The sequence below is a fragment of the Bacteroidota bacterium genome (genome assembly GCA_016714535.1).
Classification (GTDB): Bacteria; Bacteroidota; Bacteroidia; order AKYH767-A; family OLB10; genus JADKFV01.
In genome coordinates, this window is the sequence record JADKDR010000019.1 from 1 (window position 1) to 20,779 (window position 20,779).

General features: G+C 36.8%; 17 protein-coding genes and 2 pseudogenes. 16 read left to right on the forward strand and 3 right to left on the reverse strand.

Annotated elements, in window-relative coordinates; genetic code table 11:
* Nucleotides 1-105: 105 nt before the first annotated feature.
* A pseudogene (locus IPO27_18535) lies at nucleotides 106-1,645 on the reverse strand (IS1182 family transposase).
* Between the two features lie 206 nt (nucleotides 1,646-1,851).
* On the opposite strand from IPO27_18535, the gene IPO27_18540 reads away from it, so the two are divergent.
* From IPO27_18540 to IPO27_18595, 12 genes are all read left to right on the forward strand, one after another.
* Nucleotides 1,852-2,106: a hypothetical protein gene (locus tag IPO27_18540; protein MBK8848425.1), complete on the forward strand. Its 255-nt coding sequence runs from the start codon at nucleotides 1,852-1,854 to the stop codon at nucleotides 2,104-2,106.
* On the forward strand, nucleotides 2,064-2,528 hold the full coding sequence (locus IPO27_18545) for a hypothetical protein (protein ID MBK8848426.1): 465 nt from the start codon (nucleotides 2,064-2,066) through the stop codon (nucleotides 2,526-2,528). The genes IPO27_18540 and IPO27_18545 overlap by 43 nt, the downstream gene beginning before the upstream one ends.
* 495 nt (nucleotides 2,529-3,023) lie before the next feature.
* On the forward strand, nucleotides 3,024-4,379 hold the full coding sequence (locus IPO27_18550) for an IS110 family transposase (GenBank protein ID MBK8848427.1): 1,356 nt from the start codon (nucleotides 3,024-3,026) through the stop codon (nucleotides 4,377-4,379).
* 75 nt (nucleotides 4,380-4,454) lie between these two features.
* Entirely contained in the window at nucleotides 4,455-5,123 is a 669-nt protein-coding gene (locus tag IPO27_18555) for a hypothetical protein (protein ID MBK8848428.1), read from the forward strand.
* Nucleotides 5,124-5,742: 619 nt separating this feature from the next.
* Nucleotides 5,743-6,615, forward strand: a complete 873-nt coding sequence (locus tag IPO27_18560) for a DUF808 domain-containing protein (protein ID MBK8848429.1) — start codon at nucleotides 5,743-5,745, stop codon at nucleotides 6,613-6,615.
* A gap of 267 nt (nucleotides 6,616-6,882) precedes the next feature.
* Complete coding sequence (locus IPO27_18565; GenBank protein ID MBK8848430.1) at nucleotides 6,883-8,244, forward strand: cation:proton antiporter; 1,362 nt, start codon at nucleotides 6,883-6,885, stop codon at nucleotides 8,242-8,244.
* A 795-nt stretch (nucleotides 8,245-9,039) separates the two neighbouring features.
* Nucleotides 9,040-10,644 (forward strand): tetratricopeptide repeat protein, encoded by a 1,605-nt coding sequence (locus IPO27_18570; protein ID MBK8848431.1) that lies wholly within the window; start codon nucleotides 9,040-9,042, stop codon nucleotides 10,642-10,644.
* A gap of 171 nt (nucleotides 10,645-10,815) precedes the next feature.
* Complete coding sequence (locus IPO27_18575; protein ID MBK8848432.1) at nucleotides 10,816-11,199, forward strand: VOC family protein; 384 nt, start codon at nucleotides 10,816-10,818, stop codon at nucleotides 11,197-11,199.
* Nucleotides 11,196-11,636, forward strand: coding sequence for a DUF1801 domain-containing protein (locus IPO27_18580; protein MBK8848433.1), 441 nt, complete (start codon nucleotides 11,196-11,198; stop codon nucleotides 11,634-11,636). The genes IPO27_18575 and IPO27_18580 overlap by 4 nt, the downstream gene beginning before the upstream one ends.
* Nucleotides 11,637-12,475: 839 nt before the next feature.
* Nucleotides 12,476-12,967, forward strand: coding sequence for a hypothetical protein (locus tag IPO27_18585; protein ID MBK8848434.1), 492 nt, complete (start codon nucleotides 12,476-12,478; stop codon nucleotides 12,965-12,967).
* Nucleotides 12,968-12,991: 24 nt separating this feature from the next.
* Entirely contained in the window at nucleotides 12,992-13,525 is a 534-nt protein-coding gene (locus IPO27_18590; protein ID MBK8848435.1) for a hypothetical protein, read from the forward strand.
* A 15-nt stretch (nucleotides 13,526-13,540) separates the two neighbouring features.
* Nucleotides 13,541-13,900 carry a T9SS type A sorting domain-containing protein gene (locus IPO27_18595; GenBank protein ID MBK8848436.1) on the forward strand — a complete coding sequence of 120 codons (360 nt, stop codon included), beginning with the start codon at nucleotides 13,541-13,543 and terminating at the stop codon, nucleotides 13,898-13,900.
* Nucleotides 13,901-14,272: 372 nt separating this feature from the next.
* Here the strand turns inward: IPO27_18595 and IPO27_18600 are convergent, their stop codons facing one another.
* Nucleotides 14,273-15,412 carry an acyl-CoA dehydrogenase gene (locus IPO27_18600; protein MBK8848437.1) on the reverse strand — a complete coding sequence of 380 codons (1,140 nt, stop codon included), beginning with the start codon at nucleotides 15,410-15,412 and terminating at the stop codon, nucleotides 14,273-14,275.
* A 353-nt stretch (nucleotides 15,413-15,765) separates the two neighbouring features.
* On the opposite strand from IPO27_18600, the gene IPO27_18605 reads away from it, so the two are divergent.
* The 3 genes from IPO27_18605 to raiA all read left to right on the forward strand — a co-directional run bounded on the left by IPO27_18605 (nucleotide 15,766) and on the right by raiA (nucleotide 18,458).
* Entirely contained in the window at nucleotides 15,766-16,248 is a 483-nt protein-coding gene (locus tag IPO27_18605; protein ID MBK8848438.1) for a DUF2061 domain-containing protein, read from the forward strand.
* 911 nt (nucleotides 16,249-17,159) lie between these two features.
* Complete coding sequence (locus tag IPO27_18610) at nucleotides 17,160-18,047, forward strand: tyrosine-type recombinase/integrase (GenBank protein ID MBK8848439.1); 888 nt, start codon at nucleotides 17,160-17,162, stop codon at nucleotides 18,045-18,047.
* A 114-nt stretch (nucleotides 18,048-18,161) separates the two neighbouring features.
* A complete protein-coding gene (raiA, locus tag IPO27_18615; GenBank protein ID MBK8848440.1) occupies nucleotides 18,162-18,458 on the forward strand; it encodes a ribosome-associated translation inhibitor RaiA in 297 nt (98 codons plus the stop codon).
* Between the two features lie 59 nt (nucleotides 18,459-18,517).
* On the opposite strand, the pseudogene IPO27_18620 reads toward raiA, so the two are convergent.
* A pseudogene (locus IPO27_18620) lies at nucleotides 18,518-19,836 on the reverse strand (adenosylhomocysteinase).
* 211 nt (nucleotides 19,837-20,047) lie between these two features.
* Between IPO27_18620 and IPO27_18625 the strand changes: the two are divergent.
* Nucleotides 20,048-20,740: a phosphodiester glycosidase family protein gene (locus IPO27_18625; protein MBK8848441.1), complete on the forward strand. Its 693-nt coding sequence runs from the start codon at nucleotides 20,048-20,050 to the stop codon at nucleotides 20,738-20,740.
* Nucleotides 20,741-20,779: the final 39 nt, after the last annotated feature.

The following is a 20,779-nucleotide window of genomic DNA, read 5'->3' on the forward strand; positions in this document are numbered from 1 at the left end:
AACGTCAGGATGTGAAAAAACACCATTTCAAAAATTATACGAGCCAAAATTCTGCTTTAACCATGACTATATACGATTTAGGGTGATTTTAACCAAGGCAGTTTTTTAGGCCGCTACACTATACTCGTAAAATTGGATGCGTAGAAATTGATGTAATGCAGTCGTTTTTGATTGAAGCCGTGGAATCCTTTTGTAATCTGGTTTCCAATTTTTTAATTTTTGTAACAGTGGCTGTATACCTAGTATGTTGATTGTGCGCTTGAGGTTGTAAACTGTCATGATGAGGCTCCATTCTCCGTTCACTTTTATTAATCCTTTCAGATTTGTGTAGTAATATCCCCATACTCTTTTGATGGTTCCAAATATGTGTTCATTTATTTCTTGTCGCTTTCGGTACAATTCTTTGTTGTTGTGGTAGCGGGCATTGTTGGCTTCTACTTCGGCTGCAAATTCGCTGCGTTCTATTTCGCGGCCTCCTTTGGCGCGCCCTGTGCACAGGTGTTTTGCAGGGCAGGTTTTACATTTTGGTGTACGGTATTTTTAAATTGGTAAGTATCGCGCTCGCGCGATTTGCGATGCCATTGCCTGTGGTTGTTAGTGTTGCGCCTTGTGGACATGTATATGTATCGGTGCTTTCATCGTATACAAACTTAGTTACTACGTAATCGGGGTGGTGCCATGCTCGTTGCTGTTTACTATTTCGGGTGGTGCTACAATGGTGGTTATGCCTGCTTGTGTGGTCTGCTGTATCTGCCTACCGTTGTGATACCCTTTATCTACTATTACTGTATACGTTTCTACCTCCATGTTTTGTTTTTGCTTCTTTGGCAATATCAGTAAGCGCATTTCTATCATTGCGATTTATGGTATGTGTGGCTACTACTAATTTATGTTTTTCATCTACTGCTGCTTGTGTATTGTAACTCACTTCCACAACCTGGCCTTGTATGAGCAAGGCACGTGCATCGGCATCGGTGGTGCTTATTTGTGGCTGACCACTCTGGGCTAACTCTTTTTGCAAGGCTTCGTAGTTAATTTTGCTGGCTTTTAATTTTTCAATTTTATGTGCTATATCATCTATTTTCAATTCCTGTTCGTTGGCATCGCAAGCGTCTAATTGAGCAATATACTCGTTGGTTTTGTTTTCTATATAAGCTAAGTGGCGTTCTATTTTTTTGGGATTGTAATTATTCTTCTTGCTATTGTGTGCTCGAGACTTGGTACCATCAATGGCTATTAATTCTTTACCAAGCAAATCGCAATCTGAAAGAAACTGCACAAACAACTTAAAGGTGTTGCGCAAGGCTTGGGAGTTGTCTTTACGGAAGTCTGCTATACTATGGTAATTGGGAACAAGGTTGCCGCACAACCATTGCATTTCAACATTACGCATGCACTCGCGCTCAAGCTTACGCGATGAGCGTATGCCGTTGATGTAACCGTATATGTATACTTTGAGAAACAACTTTCTATCGAACGATGGACGCCCCTCAGTGTTGATGTTAGTTACCTCAAACTGTAACTGAGGTAAATCGAGCTTATCAACAAATGCATCGATAAAACGAACTGGGTTGTTTGCCGAAATACGACAGTCAAGCGAACTAAAATCTACCTGATGTCTATTGGCTTGCGCTATGTGCTGCATGCAAAAAATATTTTTTCAAAAATAGTAAACACCTGTGATTATGTTTTTTATTTTTACCACATGTTATTAACGTGTGGCTGTTGAGGAAATGGTTTTTTCACAGGCTGACGTTATCTGCAACCCTAACGCGACATTGCTAATATTGAACAGACAAAATGAGACCATTAATTTTTGATATGCTATTTAATGACGACAGAAAGTTCGTTATGGAAATCTCAAGAGTAACTGTAAATTCAGAACCAAAGTGGGCTGTGATTACAAGACGAAATGTTCCAGACTATCCTGTGTTTCGGGTTGACAATTTTGACACAAGAGAAGATGCGTTGAAATATTATTGTGAAATTGTTCCTCAAACCCCATTGGTAAGTTTAGGTGAAAAATCACCTGACCCACCAATCAGTTTAGACCAATATAAAGAGTGGCTCAAATCAAAATCCTTGAAGGACGATTACCTTGGATAATGAAAAAACTGTACTTAGATATTGACGGAGTTTTATTGACTTCAAAACAAACGAAACCAGCAGGAAATGTTGTTCAGTTCATAAATTTCGTGACAAGTAATTTTGATTGTTATTGGTTGACAACACACTGCAAGGGAAGTAAAAAAACGGCACTTAATTATTTGGAAAAACATTTTGACGATAAGACTCTATATAAAATGGAAACAATCAAACCGACAAATTGGACTGCATTGAAAACAGAAGGAATTGATTTTACATCTGACTTTTTTTGGCTTGAAGATTTTCCTTTCCAATCAGAAATAAATATTTTAGAAAATAAGAAACTGAAAGAAAGACTAATAACGGTTGACCTTAATAGACCAGATGAGTTATTAAGAATTATCGCATTTTTGGAAAAATCAATTTCATCTTCAGCAGAATGACAAAAATAGAAGCATATCAAAAGCTTTTTTGCAAATTCCAAACGATTGTGCTTAGGCCAGACAGAAGGGCAGCAGATAACAGCACCTACAAGAAATTGGCGGTTCAGTGGTTACATGAAGCTTCGTGCTTCGCATCAAATTCAGTGGTGGCAGACAGTTTTCGTCTCCGAAATCGCCAACTTCTTGTAGCTGCCAAACGTTAGCGGTCATTCCCCATTTTTCGAAACGAAAATAATTTCTCGTGCTAACGTGTTTACCATACGGAAGCAATATTCACTTTACATTTGACCTGACTCATTGTAAAACCCTTTTAGCAATTGGTGCCTCATAAGCCCGTGCGTCATTCTGGTTGGAATGTAAAAAGTCCCGATGCATAGTCGGGACTTAGTGATAATTTCAGTGGTGGAGCTTTCGCTACCCCGTTCAGAATAATTTCAAGTCAAAAGTACATTCTCTTTGAGTCATTTTAAAATAATTCATTTAAAAAATTTTAAGATGAAAAAACAAAAAATGGAAATGGACATTATCAATCAGCATTGTGCAGGTATTGATATTGGCAGCAAGTCGCACTTTGTTGCCATCGGGCAGGAACTCACCGATGTAAAAGAGTTTGGAGTGTATGCTGATGATTTAACTGCTATCTGTATGCATTTAAAGCAGCATGGAATTACTTCGGTAGCTATGGAATCAACAGGCAACTATTGGCAGAATTTGTTTGTTGAACTTATCAAGCACGGCATGGATGTTACGCTGTGTAATGGAAAATTCACAAAAAATATTAAAGGAAAAAAGACGGATGTCAAAGATGCACGATGGATTCAGAAGCTGCATTCGATCGGACTGCTTACAGGAAGTTTTTTGCCCGATGATGTTACCCAAACTCTTCGCACCTACTGCCGTCAAAGAGCCAATTGGATTGAGTTGAGTGCCCAAGCATCACACAAAATGCAGAAGTATTTAAAGTTGCTCAACTTTCGTTTAGATGTGGTAGTACGTGATATTTGCGGACTCACCGGCCTTGCCATCATAGCCGACATTTGCAAAGGAAATCTCGACCCCGAAAAACTATCAGAACTCCGACATGGCAATTGCAAAAAATCTAAAGAGGAAATTGCAAAGGCTTTAAAAGGAAACAATCGTACTGATTATCTTTTTGGACTGAAGCAAGAATATGAAAGCTATTTGTTCTTTCAGAAAAAAACCGATGCCTGTGATGTGGAGATAACTAAATTTTTAAAAGTACAAATCAACACGCACCCTGAAATGAAGAAATTAAAAACAGATAACAAGCCTCATAAACGCATCAACAAAAATTCAATAAAGGGAATTGATTTAAACCAGGCATCGTATCAATATTTTGGCGGTGTTGACCTGATGAAAATTGAAGGTATTAATCATTCAACCATTATGAGCATCATGAGTGAAGTTGGCCCGGGCGGGTTTGAAATGTTTCCTACGGCAAAACATTTTACTTCATGGCTGCGCCTTGCTCCAAACAACAAAATAAGTGGTGGCAAATTATTAAGTTCAAAAACTCCTAAAGGAAGTAACAGGTTGAAAATTGCTTTTCGTAATGCAGCCAATGCAATTGGCAATTTGAAAGACACCCACCTGTCTGATTTTTTCAAAAGAGTAGCATACAAAAAAGGACGGACAGTTGCTGTAAGCGCCACTGCAAGAAAACTTGCAGTAATTATCTGGACCATAATTACAAAAAAGGTAAGCTATAAACCACCAACGGAATACTTATTCTTAGATCAGAAAAGAAAACTAAAACTTGTAGAACGTATAAAGAAACAAATCACTAAGTTTGACCTCAAACCTGATGACGTTGGCTTTGTAATTGACTAATTTTCAGAGTAAAATAAAACGTTAGTCAGAATTTTGCACTGTCAAAATAAATCTAGCTCAGTAATAAATTTTAAAATGAAAAAAATAATCCGATTAACAGTTCTGACAATCTTTACATGTGCATCTTTGTTTTTAACAAACAACAAAGCGTTTGGGCAAACAGACTCAACTCAATTCAAACCATTCAATGTAGCCGTTTCAAAATTTATAGTAAATGACTATAGTGACTGGAGACGCATTTACAATGAAGATTCAACAATCAGGAAAAGTAATGGAATGAATGCTATTGCAGTTGCAAATTCTATTTTCAATTCAAATACTGTTATCACAGCTTACGTGATTAATGATGTAGAAAAAGTAAAAGCATATGTTGGTAGTAACGAATTTCAAGAAAAGGCAAAAAAAGCAGGCGTTACAAACCATCAAACATTTGACTTTATTCAGGTAATTCGTTTTAACCCACCAAAATCTCATTTAGACTTTTTAGAATATGCCATCAAAGTTAAAGACTTTGACCAATGGCTAAAGGCTTATGATACTGAAGTTGCCTCACAAAGATTAGAATATGGACTTATAGATGAAGTTATAGCCCGTGGAATTGACGATATAAATTTTGTACATCTTGTCTTCTTAATTTCAGACATAGAAAAAGCTAAAAAAATGATGAATTCTAAAAAAATAAAAAAGCGTATGCTTGAACAAGGGGTAACAGTAATGCCAACTTTTGAATATTACACAAGGTGAAATAACTTTTATGGACATATCAAGTTTAAATAAAATTAATATTACCATTTGACAAAAAAGAAAAACGACCGCATAACATTTAGCCGTATAGACGAAAGCCCCCGGGCGAGTCGAATACGAGGGGCTTTTGTCTATTAGGCCTGCCCCGTATTCTCTAACGGGGTGTTCAGCGACACCGGCATGGGGTGTCGTCATAATTGAGTGGCTTTGCTGGGGGGGTGTGCTAAATTGCTTAGGTGTAATAGTAAAGCAATTTTACTTTTTTGGGTGTTTAACTATGTGTGTATACGATTCACTGAGATTTTAATACAATCTTTTTAGACCCCTACTCTACTCTAGAAAACGAGCGGAAAAAAATCTACCAGATGTCTATTGGCTTGTGCTATGTGATGCATGCAAAATATTTTTTTTACAAAAATACTACACGCGCGTTGTTTTGTTTTTTAGTTTTACCACATGTTATTAACCTGCAGCAGTTGAAGGAGGTGGTTTTTTCACAGTCTGACGTTATAGGCAATTGTAAACGACACTACATCGACAAAACATTTATTTTAAACACCATACCCGAATATTTAACAAAAATGTTTTAATTTATAATCAAAACAAATTTAATACCAACATGGCCTCAGGTTTTTTTGCAATTTTAGACGACATCGCTGCATTGATGGATGACGTTGCCATTAACGCCAAGCTTGCTACAAAAAAAACAGCCGGAATACTTGGTGATGATTTGGCTGTTAATGCCGAAAAATCAACAGGCTTTGTATCATCCAGAGAAATTCCTGTTCTATGGGCTATTACAAAAGGTTCATTTATTAACAAGTTAATTATTGTGCCTGTAACTTTATTATTAAATATATTTTTACCGGCTGCCATCATAGTAATACTTATAATAGGAGGTTTTTACCTCGCATTTGAAGGTGTAGAAAAAATTGCAGAATACTTCTTTCATAAAAATCAACCTGCAAAGCAAACTGAAGCAGGAGAAATTAAACAAGATGCTGAATTGGAAAAAGTAAAAATAAAATCAGCTATAACCACCGATTTTATACTCTCTGTTGAAATAGTAATTATTGCTTTAAGTACAGTTTTAAATAAAGACCTAACTGTACAAATCTTAACCATATCAGTTGTTTCCATAATAGCTACTGTAGGTGTTTATGGCATTGTAATGCTGGTTGTTCGTATGGACGATTTTGGATTTATGCTGATTGCGAAATCTGATAAAAAAGGAATTTTAAACGAACTTGGTCAGTTATTGGTTAATGCCTTACCAATTGTTATCAGAATATTTTCGGTGGTAGGAACGATAGCATTATTACTTGTGTCTGGTGGTATATTTACGCACAACATTGAGTATTTGCACCATATTTTACCTAAGTGGCCAACCATTATAAAAGAATTTATTTTTGGCATACTAGGCGGAATAATTGCGTTAGTTTTGATAGCTATTTTCAAAATTTTCTTTCGATATTTTAAAAAACTTATTTAAAAAACTGGCTATAACAGCACCTACCCAAAATTGGCGGTACACTGCTCCGCATCAACATTTGTTTAATCAAACATTAGTTTTCAAATTAGCCAATATTTAATATTGACAATTAAGTGTTATTAAAATAAAGTTGGTTTAGCGATTTATTAAAACACGATTAATTTTAAAAGTTTATCATTACAATATATAGCTTCTATTATTCTACTATCTTTATAGAATAATGATTAATTATTATATTTGCCGCACTTAAACAAAAATAATGATAATATGATTTTACAAATAGCAAGCAATTCGATTGACACTTTGCAAAAAATTCAAGCAACGGTTGAAGATTCGCTTCAAAAAAGTAAAGTTGTTGAAACCGTTTCTAAACTTAAGGGCGAAGAAGTTTTACATTTCTTAGTCATTGTTAGTATCATCTTAATTGCGTCCAGATTTTTAGGAGAAGTGTTCCGTAAACTTAAGCAACCAGTTGTTGTGGGTGAGATTTTAGCAGGCATAATAATTGGCCCTTCCTTGTTAGGCACTTTTTATCCTGACTTTTTTTCTGATACTTTTATTGCTGATAAACGAGCCTTTGGCGCTTTTGATGGTTTAGCAAATATTGGTGTAATACTTTTAATGTTTGTAGCCGGTATGGAGGTCGATTTAAAACAAATCAGGGAACAAGGTAAGCAGGCATCTATTATTAGTCTGGCTGGCATCGCCTTTCCGTTTGCTTTAGGATTTGCCGTTATCTGGTTTTTTCATGATTACATCCTATCCACACCCAGCGAAAATAAATTAGTGGCGGCAATGTTTTTTGGGACAGCACTCTCCATTACAGCACTTGCTGTAATAGTGAAAGTATTGTTTGACTTAAAAATGATTCGCACCAAAGTTGGTGGTTTGGTTTTGACGGCAGCAATGGTTGATGATTTTCTAGGCTGGATTTTATTCTCAATTATTTTACAAATGATGAACTCATCCAGAAGTGAAGGTTCTCCGGGGGCAATTTTTGTTGTGCTTTTGTTTGCGATTTTTATGGTAACTATCGGACGCTGGGTAGTGGATAAAATTTTGGCATTTACTTCAAGATTCTTATCCCCTCCCGGAGGTATCATTACCGTTGGAATTTGCCTGTGCTTGCTAGGTGCGGTTTTTACAGAATATTTAGGTATTCGAGGTGTTTTTGGGGCATTTTTAATTGGTGTGGCTGTTGGTGATTCCAAACATTTTTCAGAAACTACTCAACATGTATTACAACAGTTTATTATCAATATCATCGCTCCATTGTTCTTTGCTTCGGTTGGCTTACGTGTGAACTTTGTAACCAATTTTGATTTGCAAGTTGTACTTATAATTCTAACTATTGCTTGTATTGCAAAAATTGTTGGCGCTGGTGTTGGAAGCCGTTTAAGCGGTCTTGGTAAAAACGAAAGTATGGCCATTGCATTTGGAATGAATGCACGTGGCTCACAAGAAATTGTTTTGGGTTTAATTGCATTACAAGCAGGAATTATTGATGAAAAAGTTTTTGTTGCATTAGTAGTAATGACCATGGTAACAATTTTAATTGCTGGTCCATTAATGAAACATTATATGGAAAAACACTTAAAAGAGGGTAATTTGATACCGCTTGAAAAGTAAGAATTTGAACATTCAAGATAATTCCAATTTTAGTAGAAATCAAATTTTGAATCAACTTACCACAATGTGGAATCAAATTGAGAAATAATAATCTTAATGAGCCTCAACTTTGATGATGGTGTGGTTGGAGCATATATTCTAGCTATTGCGCTTGACAAGGCATACTCATACTCACAGACGAGCCTGGTCGCATTGCGTTAGCATCACAGTATAATCGTTTGCCAGCAATTGATATTGAAAAACAACAAATGAATGGACAAACAAACGAACAGATATGCTTTCAGGCAGCGGGGCGTTTTGAAATATTAAATAGTGAAGCTATTATAAAGTTACCCCGCAGAGGGTATTTTATCAAGTAGATTATATATGCACCTCGCTCAGTTTATTTTTAAAACAACCTTTACCTAAACTATTATTTTGGGCAAGGGAACTTATATTCAAGAATTAAAATAAATGTATTAAAAATCTTATTTCGTTATAGAGAATTGAAGCAAGATGCATCAACTACAATTATAAATTACAATTAATAAACAATAGCAACCATGGAACAAACAAACGACAAAATTTTCAGTATCGATGTTGAAATCTAAACTTGATATTTCTATTTGATGACGGCAGTCCTCAGCTATGTGCTGCATATTTATTATTTTTGCTATGGTAAGGCAATGGTGTCGATGTAATTTTTATTTTTACCACATGTTGTTAACGTGCAGATGTTTAAGGAGCAATTTTTTCGCAGGCTGACTTTATGCGTCATGCTTTGGCGACATCGGAACTTCAAACTGATTGCAAGAAATGAACAGTAATAAATGCGATATTTGCAACATGACCAAAATAAAATTCTGCTTTACTTTTCTTTTTTTCTTTTGTGTGGCACTTACAAATGCACAGCAATCGCATATTGACAGTTTGAAACAGCAACTGATAGTAGCAACAACAGAAAGTGCAAAAATTGAGTTAGCGATTCAAATTAGCAATGCATATTCTAACACCAATGTTGATTCAATGGTGTTGTACTCTAAGAAATCAATCGATTTATTGCGTAATATTTTAGCAACAGAAAATGCAGATAGTGTTAAAGTGCAAATCTTATGGTACATAAGTGACGTGTATCAATATGTGAGCAATGATTCGATGGTATTTTATTCGCAGCAAGCGTTGCTGCTTTGTATTAAAAACAGAAACAGTTTTCCTGCCGGCACTGAAGCACAGGCATTGTCACATCTTGCGGGTTCATTGTGGTGGGCAGGTAATTATCCTGATGCTAAGGAAACCTATTTTAAAGCATTGCAAATAGCCGAACCGCTTGCCGACACCATGCTTATAGGGAATATTTACAACGGTATAGCAATGGTAAACAGAAATGCAGGAAATTACCGCGAGGCCATAAACTATTATACAAAAGCAGAAAATTTAACGAATTCTATTCCCGACAATCAGGTATTAAATGCGCTTTTAGTTGATAAGGGGAAATCCTACGAACAACTTGGAATCCTGGATTCTGCATACACCTATGTTCAGGAAGCTCTTGCTATGAATTTCAGAAAATTTCAAGGCAAAAATGTTTATGGAGGAGGATTACATTCAACAATGGGAATTATATATTCCAAGATGGGTAAAGAACAACTTGCCGTTGAATTTTTCAGGCAATCATTTCAATTAAATTCTGAAGTAAATAACATACGGCTACTTGCCCGTGGTTATTGCGAATTTGCCGAACACTTTGACCGTTTCAATCAACGGGACTCGGCCATTTACTACGCCACAAAAGGTTTAGTGATTGACAGGCAATTCAATCTTTTGGTTCAGCAACTGCAAGCCAGCACTTTATTGACAAAACTTTACAAACAGGAAAATAAAATTGACAGTGCGTTCAAGTATCAACAACTAATGATTGAAACGAGAGATAGTGTTTTCAGTCGTGAAAAAATTAATCGTTTGCAAACACTTGAGTTTAATGAACAATTACGACAACAAGAGTTAACATCAGAAAAAACAAAGTCCGAAGAAGAACGCAAACAAAATATTCAATACGCATTAATCGCAATCGGACTTGTTACCCTTATAATCCTATTCCTTTTTCTTAGCCGAAGTTTTATTTCCAACACTAAACTGATTTCTTTTTTTGGCGTGATTGCTTTGTTACTTGTTTTTGAATTTCTCAATCTATTACTGCATCCATTCTTAGAAAGAATTACTCATCACTCACCCATTTTAATGTTGATTGCGTTAGTTTGTATAGCGGCTTTGCTTGTGCCCCTGCACCACAAATTAGAAAAGTGGACAACAGTGAAGCTGGTGGAGAATAATAAGGCAACAAGATTGGCAAATGCAAAAAAGACTATTGAGAAATTAGAAGATAAGGCAAATAATACGAATGAAACCAGCACGAACGCATAACAGCACCTACAAGAAATTGGCGGTTCTGTGGTTAAATGAAGCTTTGTGCTTCGTATCAAGTTCAGTATTGTCAGACCAGTTTACGTCTCCGAAATCGCCAACTTCTTGTAGTTTCCGCCACGTTTTGCGGCAGCTTAAAGGACGACACATTAACAATTTAAACAAAGAAATATGAGCAACAAACTGACTCATTTTGCCATTCACATTGACGACATGGAACGGGCAAAGAGTTTTTATGACGGAGTTTTTGATTGGGATTTCCAATCTTACGGACAAGAAGATTTTTTACAAATCAAAGCCGACAAGTCCGAAAACAGTGAACTAATCGGAGCATTGCAATCAAGGAAGTATTCCCCAGTTCCTGACAAAATTATTGGTTTGGAATGCTCGATTAGCGTTGAGAATATTGATGATATTATTGAAAAAGTCAATGCTAATGGCGGACAAGTTCTCATGCCAAGAACGGCTATTCCTTATGTTGGTTGGATTGCAAAGTTTTTAGACACAGAAGGCAATTTAATATGTGCAATGCAATATGACAATACAGCGAGATGACAAAGCCGAGACCAATACATCCAGACTTTCAATTCTTGTTAAATTATAAGGACCAGAAAGTCATTGAACTTTTTAGCGATTTACGACTATACATTTTAGACCTGTATCCTGACAGTAATGAGCTAATTTATCATACACACGCCTTGACAGCAGTTTTTTCAATATCAGAAAAGCTATCAGACGCATTTTGCATGCTACCAATCTATACAAATCATCTAAACTTGGGCTTTAATAAAGGAGCGCTATTGAAAGACCCGAATAAACTGTTGACAGGAACAGGAAATTTAATTAGGCACATTGACGTAGAAAAGTCAACTGATTATAGAAACCCAAAAGTAAAAGCTTTGATAAGAGACGCGATTGACTTTGCAATAAAAGATATGGACAAGCCGACAAAATCAGTTGGAGCGACAATTTCAAAAATTAAGAGGAAATAAAAGCCGACCGCGTCACATTTGGCCATCTATACGAAACCCCAATCGAGTAGAGCAAACGAGGGGGTTTTCGTATAGATGTTCCCGACCGCATGCTAACGGGATAAATCCCGACCGCAAGCTAACGGGATAAATGTTCAGCGACACGTGCCGCGATGCGCTTAGTAGGAGCTACAGCCTGTCGGGTGTATAGGTGTATTTGTATCGGAGTTCTGTGGGGAATTTGATGGCTGTAACAGTTGGTGTATACGTTGTTTGGCAGTTATTTTTAAGAAAGGCATATAAGAGCCCTTACCCGCAATGCAGATGTTTTTTTGGAGTGTGTATGTTGTTTGTTTTTTACTTTTTGTTTTCATAGTGGAGGGATTTTGATTGGTTTGGTGAGCCGCGGTTGCTCAATTCTTCTGAATTTATTAATCGCCCATTAAAATATTTGAAAGATGCTAAAAGAACCAATTTGCCTGTTAGGCACTTGGGGCATTGTCGTATATCGCAGCCGGTAAGCGACATGATGGCAATATAAATAGGCACCGTTATATCGGTTTGACAAAATGCGAACTGACGTGCTTCTATGAAACATTTGTGCAAGGTTCAACAGCAGTAATTCTATTGAACTTTTGTGTTAAAAATCCGCCACATCGCCAAGACGAAAACCGATGTTTTATGAAACATTACTAAAGTGTATCTACTTTACTCATCATTTTTAATCAAATGCAGTGTTGCATTAAGGCAACACTTTTTTCGCATAACATGTTTTTATCGAGTGTGTTTTTAGAATTTATTGGGCTTGCATATTTTGAAAAGTCTATTTACCTTGTCGATAACTTTAAAAACACATAAACATGAAAATCATTTTAGTTACCTTATTTACATTAATTGGCACCGCATTAATGGCCTTGCCAAATGAAAAAGAGAAAATTGTTGAAGCAAAGATTTCTCATCAGGCAAATCTAAAGACACACAATGGATGTTGGGATGTCAATCATTTCGTTTTTTGCAAAGGTGATTCGGCTGCAAATGAAAAGCCAAATTTTGGTTATTTGTTTGAGAGTGGCTTGCAATGGGTGTATGTTCCTATTGATACGTTACCTAATTTGGGTTTGCAAGATGTTGCTATAGAATGGCGTGGACAGTACATAGGTGTATATGGCGATAATCGCCATTTTGCAATTGTAAATGGGCCTATGATTTATTCATACACGACAATTCCACTTGCAAACCTGCTTCCCAATTGTCAATTGAAGGATAGCATGCCAACTCCAGTAGACTATGTAAAATCTTTTCTTGTTTACGATTCTCTATATTGCATTGTAACTTTAGCTCAAGGTGGTTAGCAGTATGATTAAAAATTTTATCAATTGCCAAATTTCACTCTATCATCTTCGGTATCTCTGAAATTGAAATATGAAACCTTTTGCAGAACCGATAATTTTAATTTTAAGGAGATTATATTGGTAGGTGATTCGGTTGGAACGCAACGCATGTTGAAATTTAATATTACCGTTGGAATTGTAGTGAATGATATTGTTTTAGCCGATGATTTTAAGAATTCAAAATTTGCAACATATGGTGCAAATAATGCATTCTTGTTTGCAAGCCCCGGAGATACGATTACAAATTTATTGCGGTATAATTTTATTTCATCCGTAGCCACTACCACCAACCTGTTTCCGAATTTGGGAATTGCTTTTGCCAATACCAATGAGTCGATGCCTGTTTATTATCAAGCTATGTTTGATGGTTCGCCAAAGGCAATGCATAAAAAAATTATTTCCTATAGTCGTTTGTCAAACACATTTGACACCATTATTAATAATGTATATTGTAATGCAGCGCATTCGAATACTTACGGATTTAGCTCACCTCCATATATGATGATTATGGCTCCATAGAGCAATAAGAATGAAGTGATTTTTGCAAATGGTGCTTATAACCTTACCGATACTGTTGCTGTGCCATCGTATCCACTTTGGTTTATGGAAGATATGCGATGTTATGTTGGTATGAATGAAATAAATTCGCGGTTGGCCATACATGCCAAGCCAAATCCTGCTACAGAAGAAATTTCGATATCGATAACGGGTTTGCAAAATGAGGTGGCTTACACGTTTGAAATAATAAGTATGTCGGGCGAATTGCTATTTGAATTGCCTGTTTATCCAAAAAAGGAATATCGCATACCATTGGATGAAATGCCTACCGGCACGCTCTTGATGCGAATTAGTGGTAATGGTGTTAGTGTGACCAAGAGGATTATTAAGCTTTGATTATATTGAAGCCTGCTTGTTGCACTAGACACATTTCATGCACAAACACTATGGAACAAAATGCTTCGGTATTTTATACCGATTATGCTTTCAATATAGGCCAATCTTCATTTCATTTGGTTGTACTATTTTCAAGCTATATCGGCATTAACCATTCTGAAATTATAAAATAGTTTGGACTATTTTATAATTAGAATTGGTATTAATTGGAATAAATAATAAATCGAAGGAATAATTAATTATCACTAACCCCGATGGAAGCGTATACCCCGCAGCAAGGTTGGCAGGTGGGTAGAGCGAGGAGTATGAGCGTACAGCGGGACCTTATTGTTACTAAGCAAGTATACGTTCGCTGTTTCGAAAAAAAATTACTTAACGAAGTATCTCGCGGGCGATGACAAGCTTTTGGATTTCGCTGGTGCCTTCGCCTATGGTGCATAGTTTGCTGTCGCGATAAAATTTTTCGACCGGAAAATCTTTGGTATAACCATAGCCGCCAAATATTTGTACGGCTTCGGTAGATGCCTTAACTGCTACCTCGCTGGTGTAGTATTTTGCCATGGCGCTTACCTTGGTAACTTTTTCGCCTCTGTTTTTGAGATCGGCAGCCATAAAGGTGAGTAATTCTGCTGCTTCAATTTCTGTGGCCATATCTGCTAGCTTGAAAGAAATACCTTGAAATTCGGAAATAGGTTTGCCAAACTGTTGGCGCTCTTTGGAATATTTTACCGATGCATCGAGGGCGCCTTTGGCAATGCCAAGGCCAAGGGCTGCAATGGATATGCGGCCACCATCGAGCACTTTCATAGATTGTATAAAGCCTTCGCCTACCTTGCCAAGCAGGTTGTCTCTTGTTACACGACAATTGTCAAAGATGAGTTCGGTGGTTTCGGAGGCACGCATGCCGAGTTTGTTTTCTTTGCGGCCTGCGCTAAAGCCAGGTGTTCCTTTTTCGATGGCAAAGGCGGTCATACCATGACTGTCGCCACGCTCACCGGTTCGCACAATAACAACGGCAATGTTGCTGCTTTTGCCATGCGTTATCCAGCATTTGGTGCCGTTAATTATCCAGCCATCGCCATCAGTTGTGGCTACGCAACTCATGTTGCCGGCATCGCTGCCTGTGCCAGGTTCGGTAAGGCCCCAGGCTCCAATCCACTCTGCAGTAGCAAGTTTAGGAAGCCAGCGCTTTTTTTGATCTTCGGTACCGAATTGCATAATGTGGCCGGTACATAATGAATTGTGCGCTGCAAGACTTAAGCCGATAGAGCCGCAAACGCGTGAAACTTCTACTATGGCTGTAACGTACTCTGTATATGTTAGTCCTGCGCCACCATATTCTGTAGGTACCAAGATGCCCATCAGGCCAAGTTCTCCCATTTTTTTAAATACATGAATTGGGAATTCCTGACTTTCGTCCCATTCCATTACATAGGGTCGTATATTTTTTTCGGTAAAGTCGCGCACGGTTTGCGCTATCATGTTTTGATTATCAGTAGTAGAAAAATTCATACAGTATTTTAAATAGCTTGTTTTTGATTTTTTTTTCGAGCCGCAAATGTAGTATTAAATTGGAATGTTCAATTGGTTATAGCCAAGCAAATTGGGGTATTAACAGGTGTTAATATTTTATCGGAAAAAGGCGGCTTCGGTTTTGGTTAACTTTTACACTCTTTGAAAGATGATTAGTACTTTCGGTTTTGCTTAACCAATAAGGAGAGTAAATTTTTTGAAAAAAAACTTATTAAAAAGTTGAACAAATGAATCTTGATAACTTTTTAGGCGAATTATATTAAATCTACCTTATAGGTAGAATAAAAACGTATAACATTGCAGTCTTAATTTAAATTTTTAAAGCTTATCGTATGAATGAGAAACATACCAGAAGTATTGTAAAGGGAACCACCTGGAGGATTATTGGTACATTGGATACCTTATTCTTATCGTGGTTATTTACAGGCAGTATAGGCGATGCCAGTAAAATTGCCGGAACCGAAGTTATTACAAAAGTAGGTTTGTATTACTTGCATGAACGCGCATGGATGAGGGCACATTGGATGCGCAAATTGAAATTGCTGCCTGATGGTACCCAGAAATGGGTGGACCACCACTCGCGCAGTTTGATAAAAGGAGTAAGCTGGCGAATATTTGGTACAATGGATACCATAATGATTGCCTTGTTTTGGACTGGGGAGATTGATAAGGCACTAAAGATTGGTTTTGCCGAAGTGTTTACCAAAATATTATTGTACTACTTACACGAGCGTTTGTGGTTACGACTTAAGTGGGGAATTACACCATTAGCAGTAACAGAAGTGCCTGCTGATGCACAATTGGAATTAAAATAATAACTGATTTAGTAAATACGCTATCCCCCTTTGGGTTCCCGAAAGGGGGATTTTTTTTTGTTTGTGTGGGTAATGTTGGACTAAGAAAAAGCAAAAAGACAATAAGCGAAATCGTATTCCTGCGTGCCCCTCCGTGTCTCCGTGCGAAAAAAAAATCTAGAGCAAGCAAAAAGGCAATTTGCGAAATCATATTCCTACGTGCCCCTCCGTGTCTCCGTGCGATAAAAGACTACAGCAAGCAATTTGATAAATCTTTATTAGGCTTGTAAAGTATAAAGTTGTTCTATGCTCAAACTTTATTGTTAAGAAATTTACGAGTAGCTGCCTATTCAATAGGTTCGATAGTCATGTAATTGCTGTGGATTGATTTTAATTGGTGGGTTTGCCAATTAACTGGTTGTTGTAACTGAGAGAATACAATTTATGATAGAATCTGTTTTGGTTTTCAAATGACTACTGTTTTTAGTTTTGTGGCAAAAGCAAGTTGCCTAATTGTTAGTTATTCAGTCATTTCGAACTTAATGTGTTTTAATCGCGCCTTTCTTTTATAACCTGAATATTGATATGCCCACAGCATCATTTCGCATAACGATAATAGATTTTTAATCTTCAGTTTCATTTAAAAAAAACAGAGGTTTTCTAAAAAGTTAAAAATATTCGTTTCATTTTTTGGCAGCTATCGGATTCCAATTTCATTTATGCGATTCAAGAAACTGCATATTACTATTGAATAAGCCGCTTTCTGAGAACTTTTATTTGTATTTCAATCCCTATTGACTTGTGATTTCTAGCTGCTTTTATTTATAAACATCCGGTGTGTATATTTAACTTTCAATTATTAGTTACTTAAACTTGCGTAGAGAATATTTTATCATACTTTTACGTTGGCTTTATTTGAAAAAAGAGGTATAATGGATATAAGCGGCTTTTTGAATTACATTACCCATCACAAGAGATATTCTTCGCATACTATTACCGCGTATCATAACGATATAGAGCAGTTTTATATTTATTTACAAGCACAATTTGAAACAACATCGATAGCCGATGTAAACTATCATTATATACGTTCATGGATAGTTAGCTTAATGGATAACGAAATATCGGCACGTACCATAAACCGAAAGATAACGACCTTACGCACGTATTATAAGTACTTGATTAAGCAGGGCGAGTTGAGCGAGAATCCTATGAAGAAAATTCAAGCTCCCAAAATGGCAAAAAAATTGCCTGTGTTTATTGAGAAGAGCAAAATGCAATTATTATTGGATGAGCCTAAAGAAGAAGGTGAAGGAATTTATGACCAACGTGACCAAATAATAATGGAGTTGTTTTACAATTGCGGAATTCGATTAGCAGAACTTGTTGGTTTAAAGCTGGGAGATGTAAATCTGAATAAACAGCAACTTAAAGTGTTAGGTAAAAGAAATAAGGAGCGTGTAGTACCGGTAACTGCCGGATTTTGTGCAAAGGCAAGCGAGTACTTTGATTGGAGAAGCCAGCAGCCAATAGAGACGTCAGAGTTTTTTATCGCCAAAAATGGGCTACCGATAAATAGAAAATATGTGTATCGCCTAGTAAAGCGCAAGTTAGCGCCACACAGCACCAGAGAAAAGAAGAGCCCCCATGTACTGCGTCATACTTTTGCCACACATATGCTTGATAATGGTGCTGATATTAATGCGATTAAAGAAATATTGGGACATGCTTCGTTGGCAGCTACTCAGGTTTATACACATAATACTATTGAAAAATTAAAGAATATTCACCTACTAGCACATCCAAGGGGTGGTGGATAATTTATTAATTTACGCTATATATAAGTTGAATATGAAAGACACTCTATATTTCTTTATAAAGATTTTATACGTGTTAGATTTTATAAGTTAAACGATTTTAAAAAATGATGAATTATGAAATTAAAAGTGCAAAGCATTCATTTTGATGCAGACCAAAAATTAATTGCTTTTATTGAAGAGCGTGTTGACAAACTGATTCGGTTTTACGAAGATATTATTGATGGAGAAGTTTTTATGAAATTAGACAAGTCTCAAAGTCAGGAGAATAAAATTACAGAAATTAAGCTGAATACCAAGGGTAAGTTGCTTTTTGCCAAGGAGCAGAGCAAGAGCTTTGAAGAAAGCACCGATACAGCGGTAGAAGCATTGCGTAAACAGATTATTAAGCATAAGGAAAAAACAAGAGGATAAGCCATAAAATAAAAAGGCGGAAAATTTTTTCCGCCTTTTTATTTTACCATTAAAAAATCTTAATATCGGTAGAAATCAGATTTGTAAGGGCCATTTACATTAACACCAATATAATCTGCCTGAGCTTGTGAAAGAACATCTATCTCAACGCCAATTTTCTTAAGGTGCAAACGTGCTACTTTTTCATCTAGATGCTTTGGCAACGTGTAAACTTTATTCTCATATTTATCATGGTTGGCCCACAATTCAATTTGAGCTATTGTTTGATTACTGAATGAGTTACTCATTACAAATGATGGGTGACCCATGGCGCAACCTAGATTTACAAGACGGCCTTCGGCAAGTACAATAATGTCTTTTCCATCAATTGAATATTTATCAACTTGCGGCTTTATCTCTTCTTTGGTATGGCCATAATTCTTATTCAACCATGCCATATCAATTTCAGTATCAAAGTGACCTATGTTGCAAACGATTGCATTATGTTTCATTGCTCTGAAATGACGCTCAGTAATAATGTTGAAATTGCCGGTAGTGGTTACCACAATATCAGCTTCTTTTATAGCATCATCCATCTTTTTAACTTCATAGCCTTCCATAGCTGCTTGTAATGCGCATATTGGATCTATTTCGGTTACAAGCGTGCGTACTTTAGCATCTCTAAGCGATTCGGCACTGCCTTTTCCTACATCGCCAAATCCTGCAACCACAGCCACTTTGCCAGCCATCATTAGGTCGGTAGCTCTACGTATAGCATCTACCAATGATTCGCGACATCCGTATTTATTATCAAATTTCGATTTGGTAACGCTGTCATTCACATTAATAGCCGGCATGTGTAAGGTGCCATTTTGCATCCGCTCATTTAATCGTAAAACTCCTGTTGTTGTTTCTTCGCTAAGGCCTTTAATACCTGGAATCAACTCTGGATATTTATCAAAAACATATTGGTTAAATCGCCACCATCGTCCAATATCATGTTCAAAGGCTTACGATCTTCGCCAAAAAACAGGGTTTGCTCAATACACCAGTCAAACTCTTCAGCATTCATCCCTTTCCAGGCATATACCGGGATTCCTGCGGCTGCTATAGCAGCCGCGGCATGATCCTGCGTGCTGAAAATATTACATGATGACCAGGTAACTTCTGCACCCAAAGCCTGCAATGTTTCTATTAACACCGCTGTTTGGATGGTCATATGTAAGCATCCTGCAATACGTGCTCCTTTTAATGGATGCGATTGTCCATACTCTTCGCGTAGGGCCATCAAGCCGGGCATTTCTGACTCTGCAAGCTTAATTTCTTTGCGTCCCCATGCAGCCAACGAAATGTCTTTCACTTTGTGAGCTACATACTTTTGTTCTTGTGTTTTTATCATTTTATTTTTTAAAAAATTATTGGTTTTTTATTTAGTGGTGCAAAGGTAATTAATTGAAAATTCAATTCAAAAGACTACCGCTGCCCTATTTATTTTTTATGCTATCTATAACAAATACATGTGCCTAATGTTTGCTAAAAGTTATCATTTTGCACATTCTTTAAGTCAGGGCGTGTCCAATATCAAAAATATTTTCTTTTTTAAGATTGCTATGAGCATTGCATGCGTAATAGCTGTTTGCATGGCGTGCGTATTGCCCGAAACTCCTATTTATTATTATGTGGTTAATCAATCGAAGGAGCGGATAAGCATGCACTGGCAGGATAGTGTAGGGAATTCCATCAATTCATTGGCTTCGCTTTCAGAAATTATCGAACAGAATAGGCAAATCATGGTTTTTGCTATGAATGGGGGTATGTACAAACCCGATACAAGCCCGGTTGGATTATATATAGAAAATGGGAAGGTGTTGCACCCCATAAACAGTGATAGTGGAGCAGGCAATTTTTATATGCATCCAAATGGTGTATTCTATTTAGATAAAAAAGAAAAGGCATTTATATGCACTACTGCTGATTTTATTTTGAATGATGATGTTGAATTTGCCACCCAAAGTGGTCCCATACTTTTGTTGGATAGTCGCATCAATCCAATATTCAATACAACATCTGTCAATAAGCAGGTACGCAATGGAGTTGGAATTGATAGTAAGGGGAATGTCTTCATGGCCATATCCAAAGAAAAAATTACGTTTCATGATTTTGCATCATTTTTTAAAGATAAAGGATGTACCCATGCCTTGTATCTCGATGGTTTTGTTTCCCGATATTTTGTGCAAGGCAATGATAACAATCAGCACAATGCAGAAGCATTTGCAGTTATGATTGCTGTAAGTAAAAAGTAACCATAACTATATACGTTTTACATTTAAGTTTATAAATAT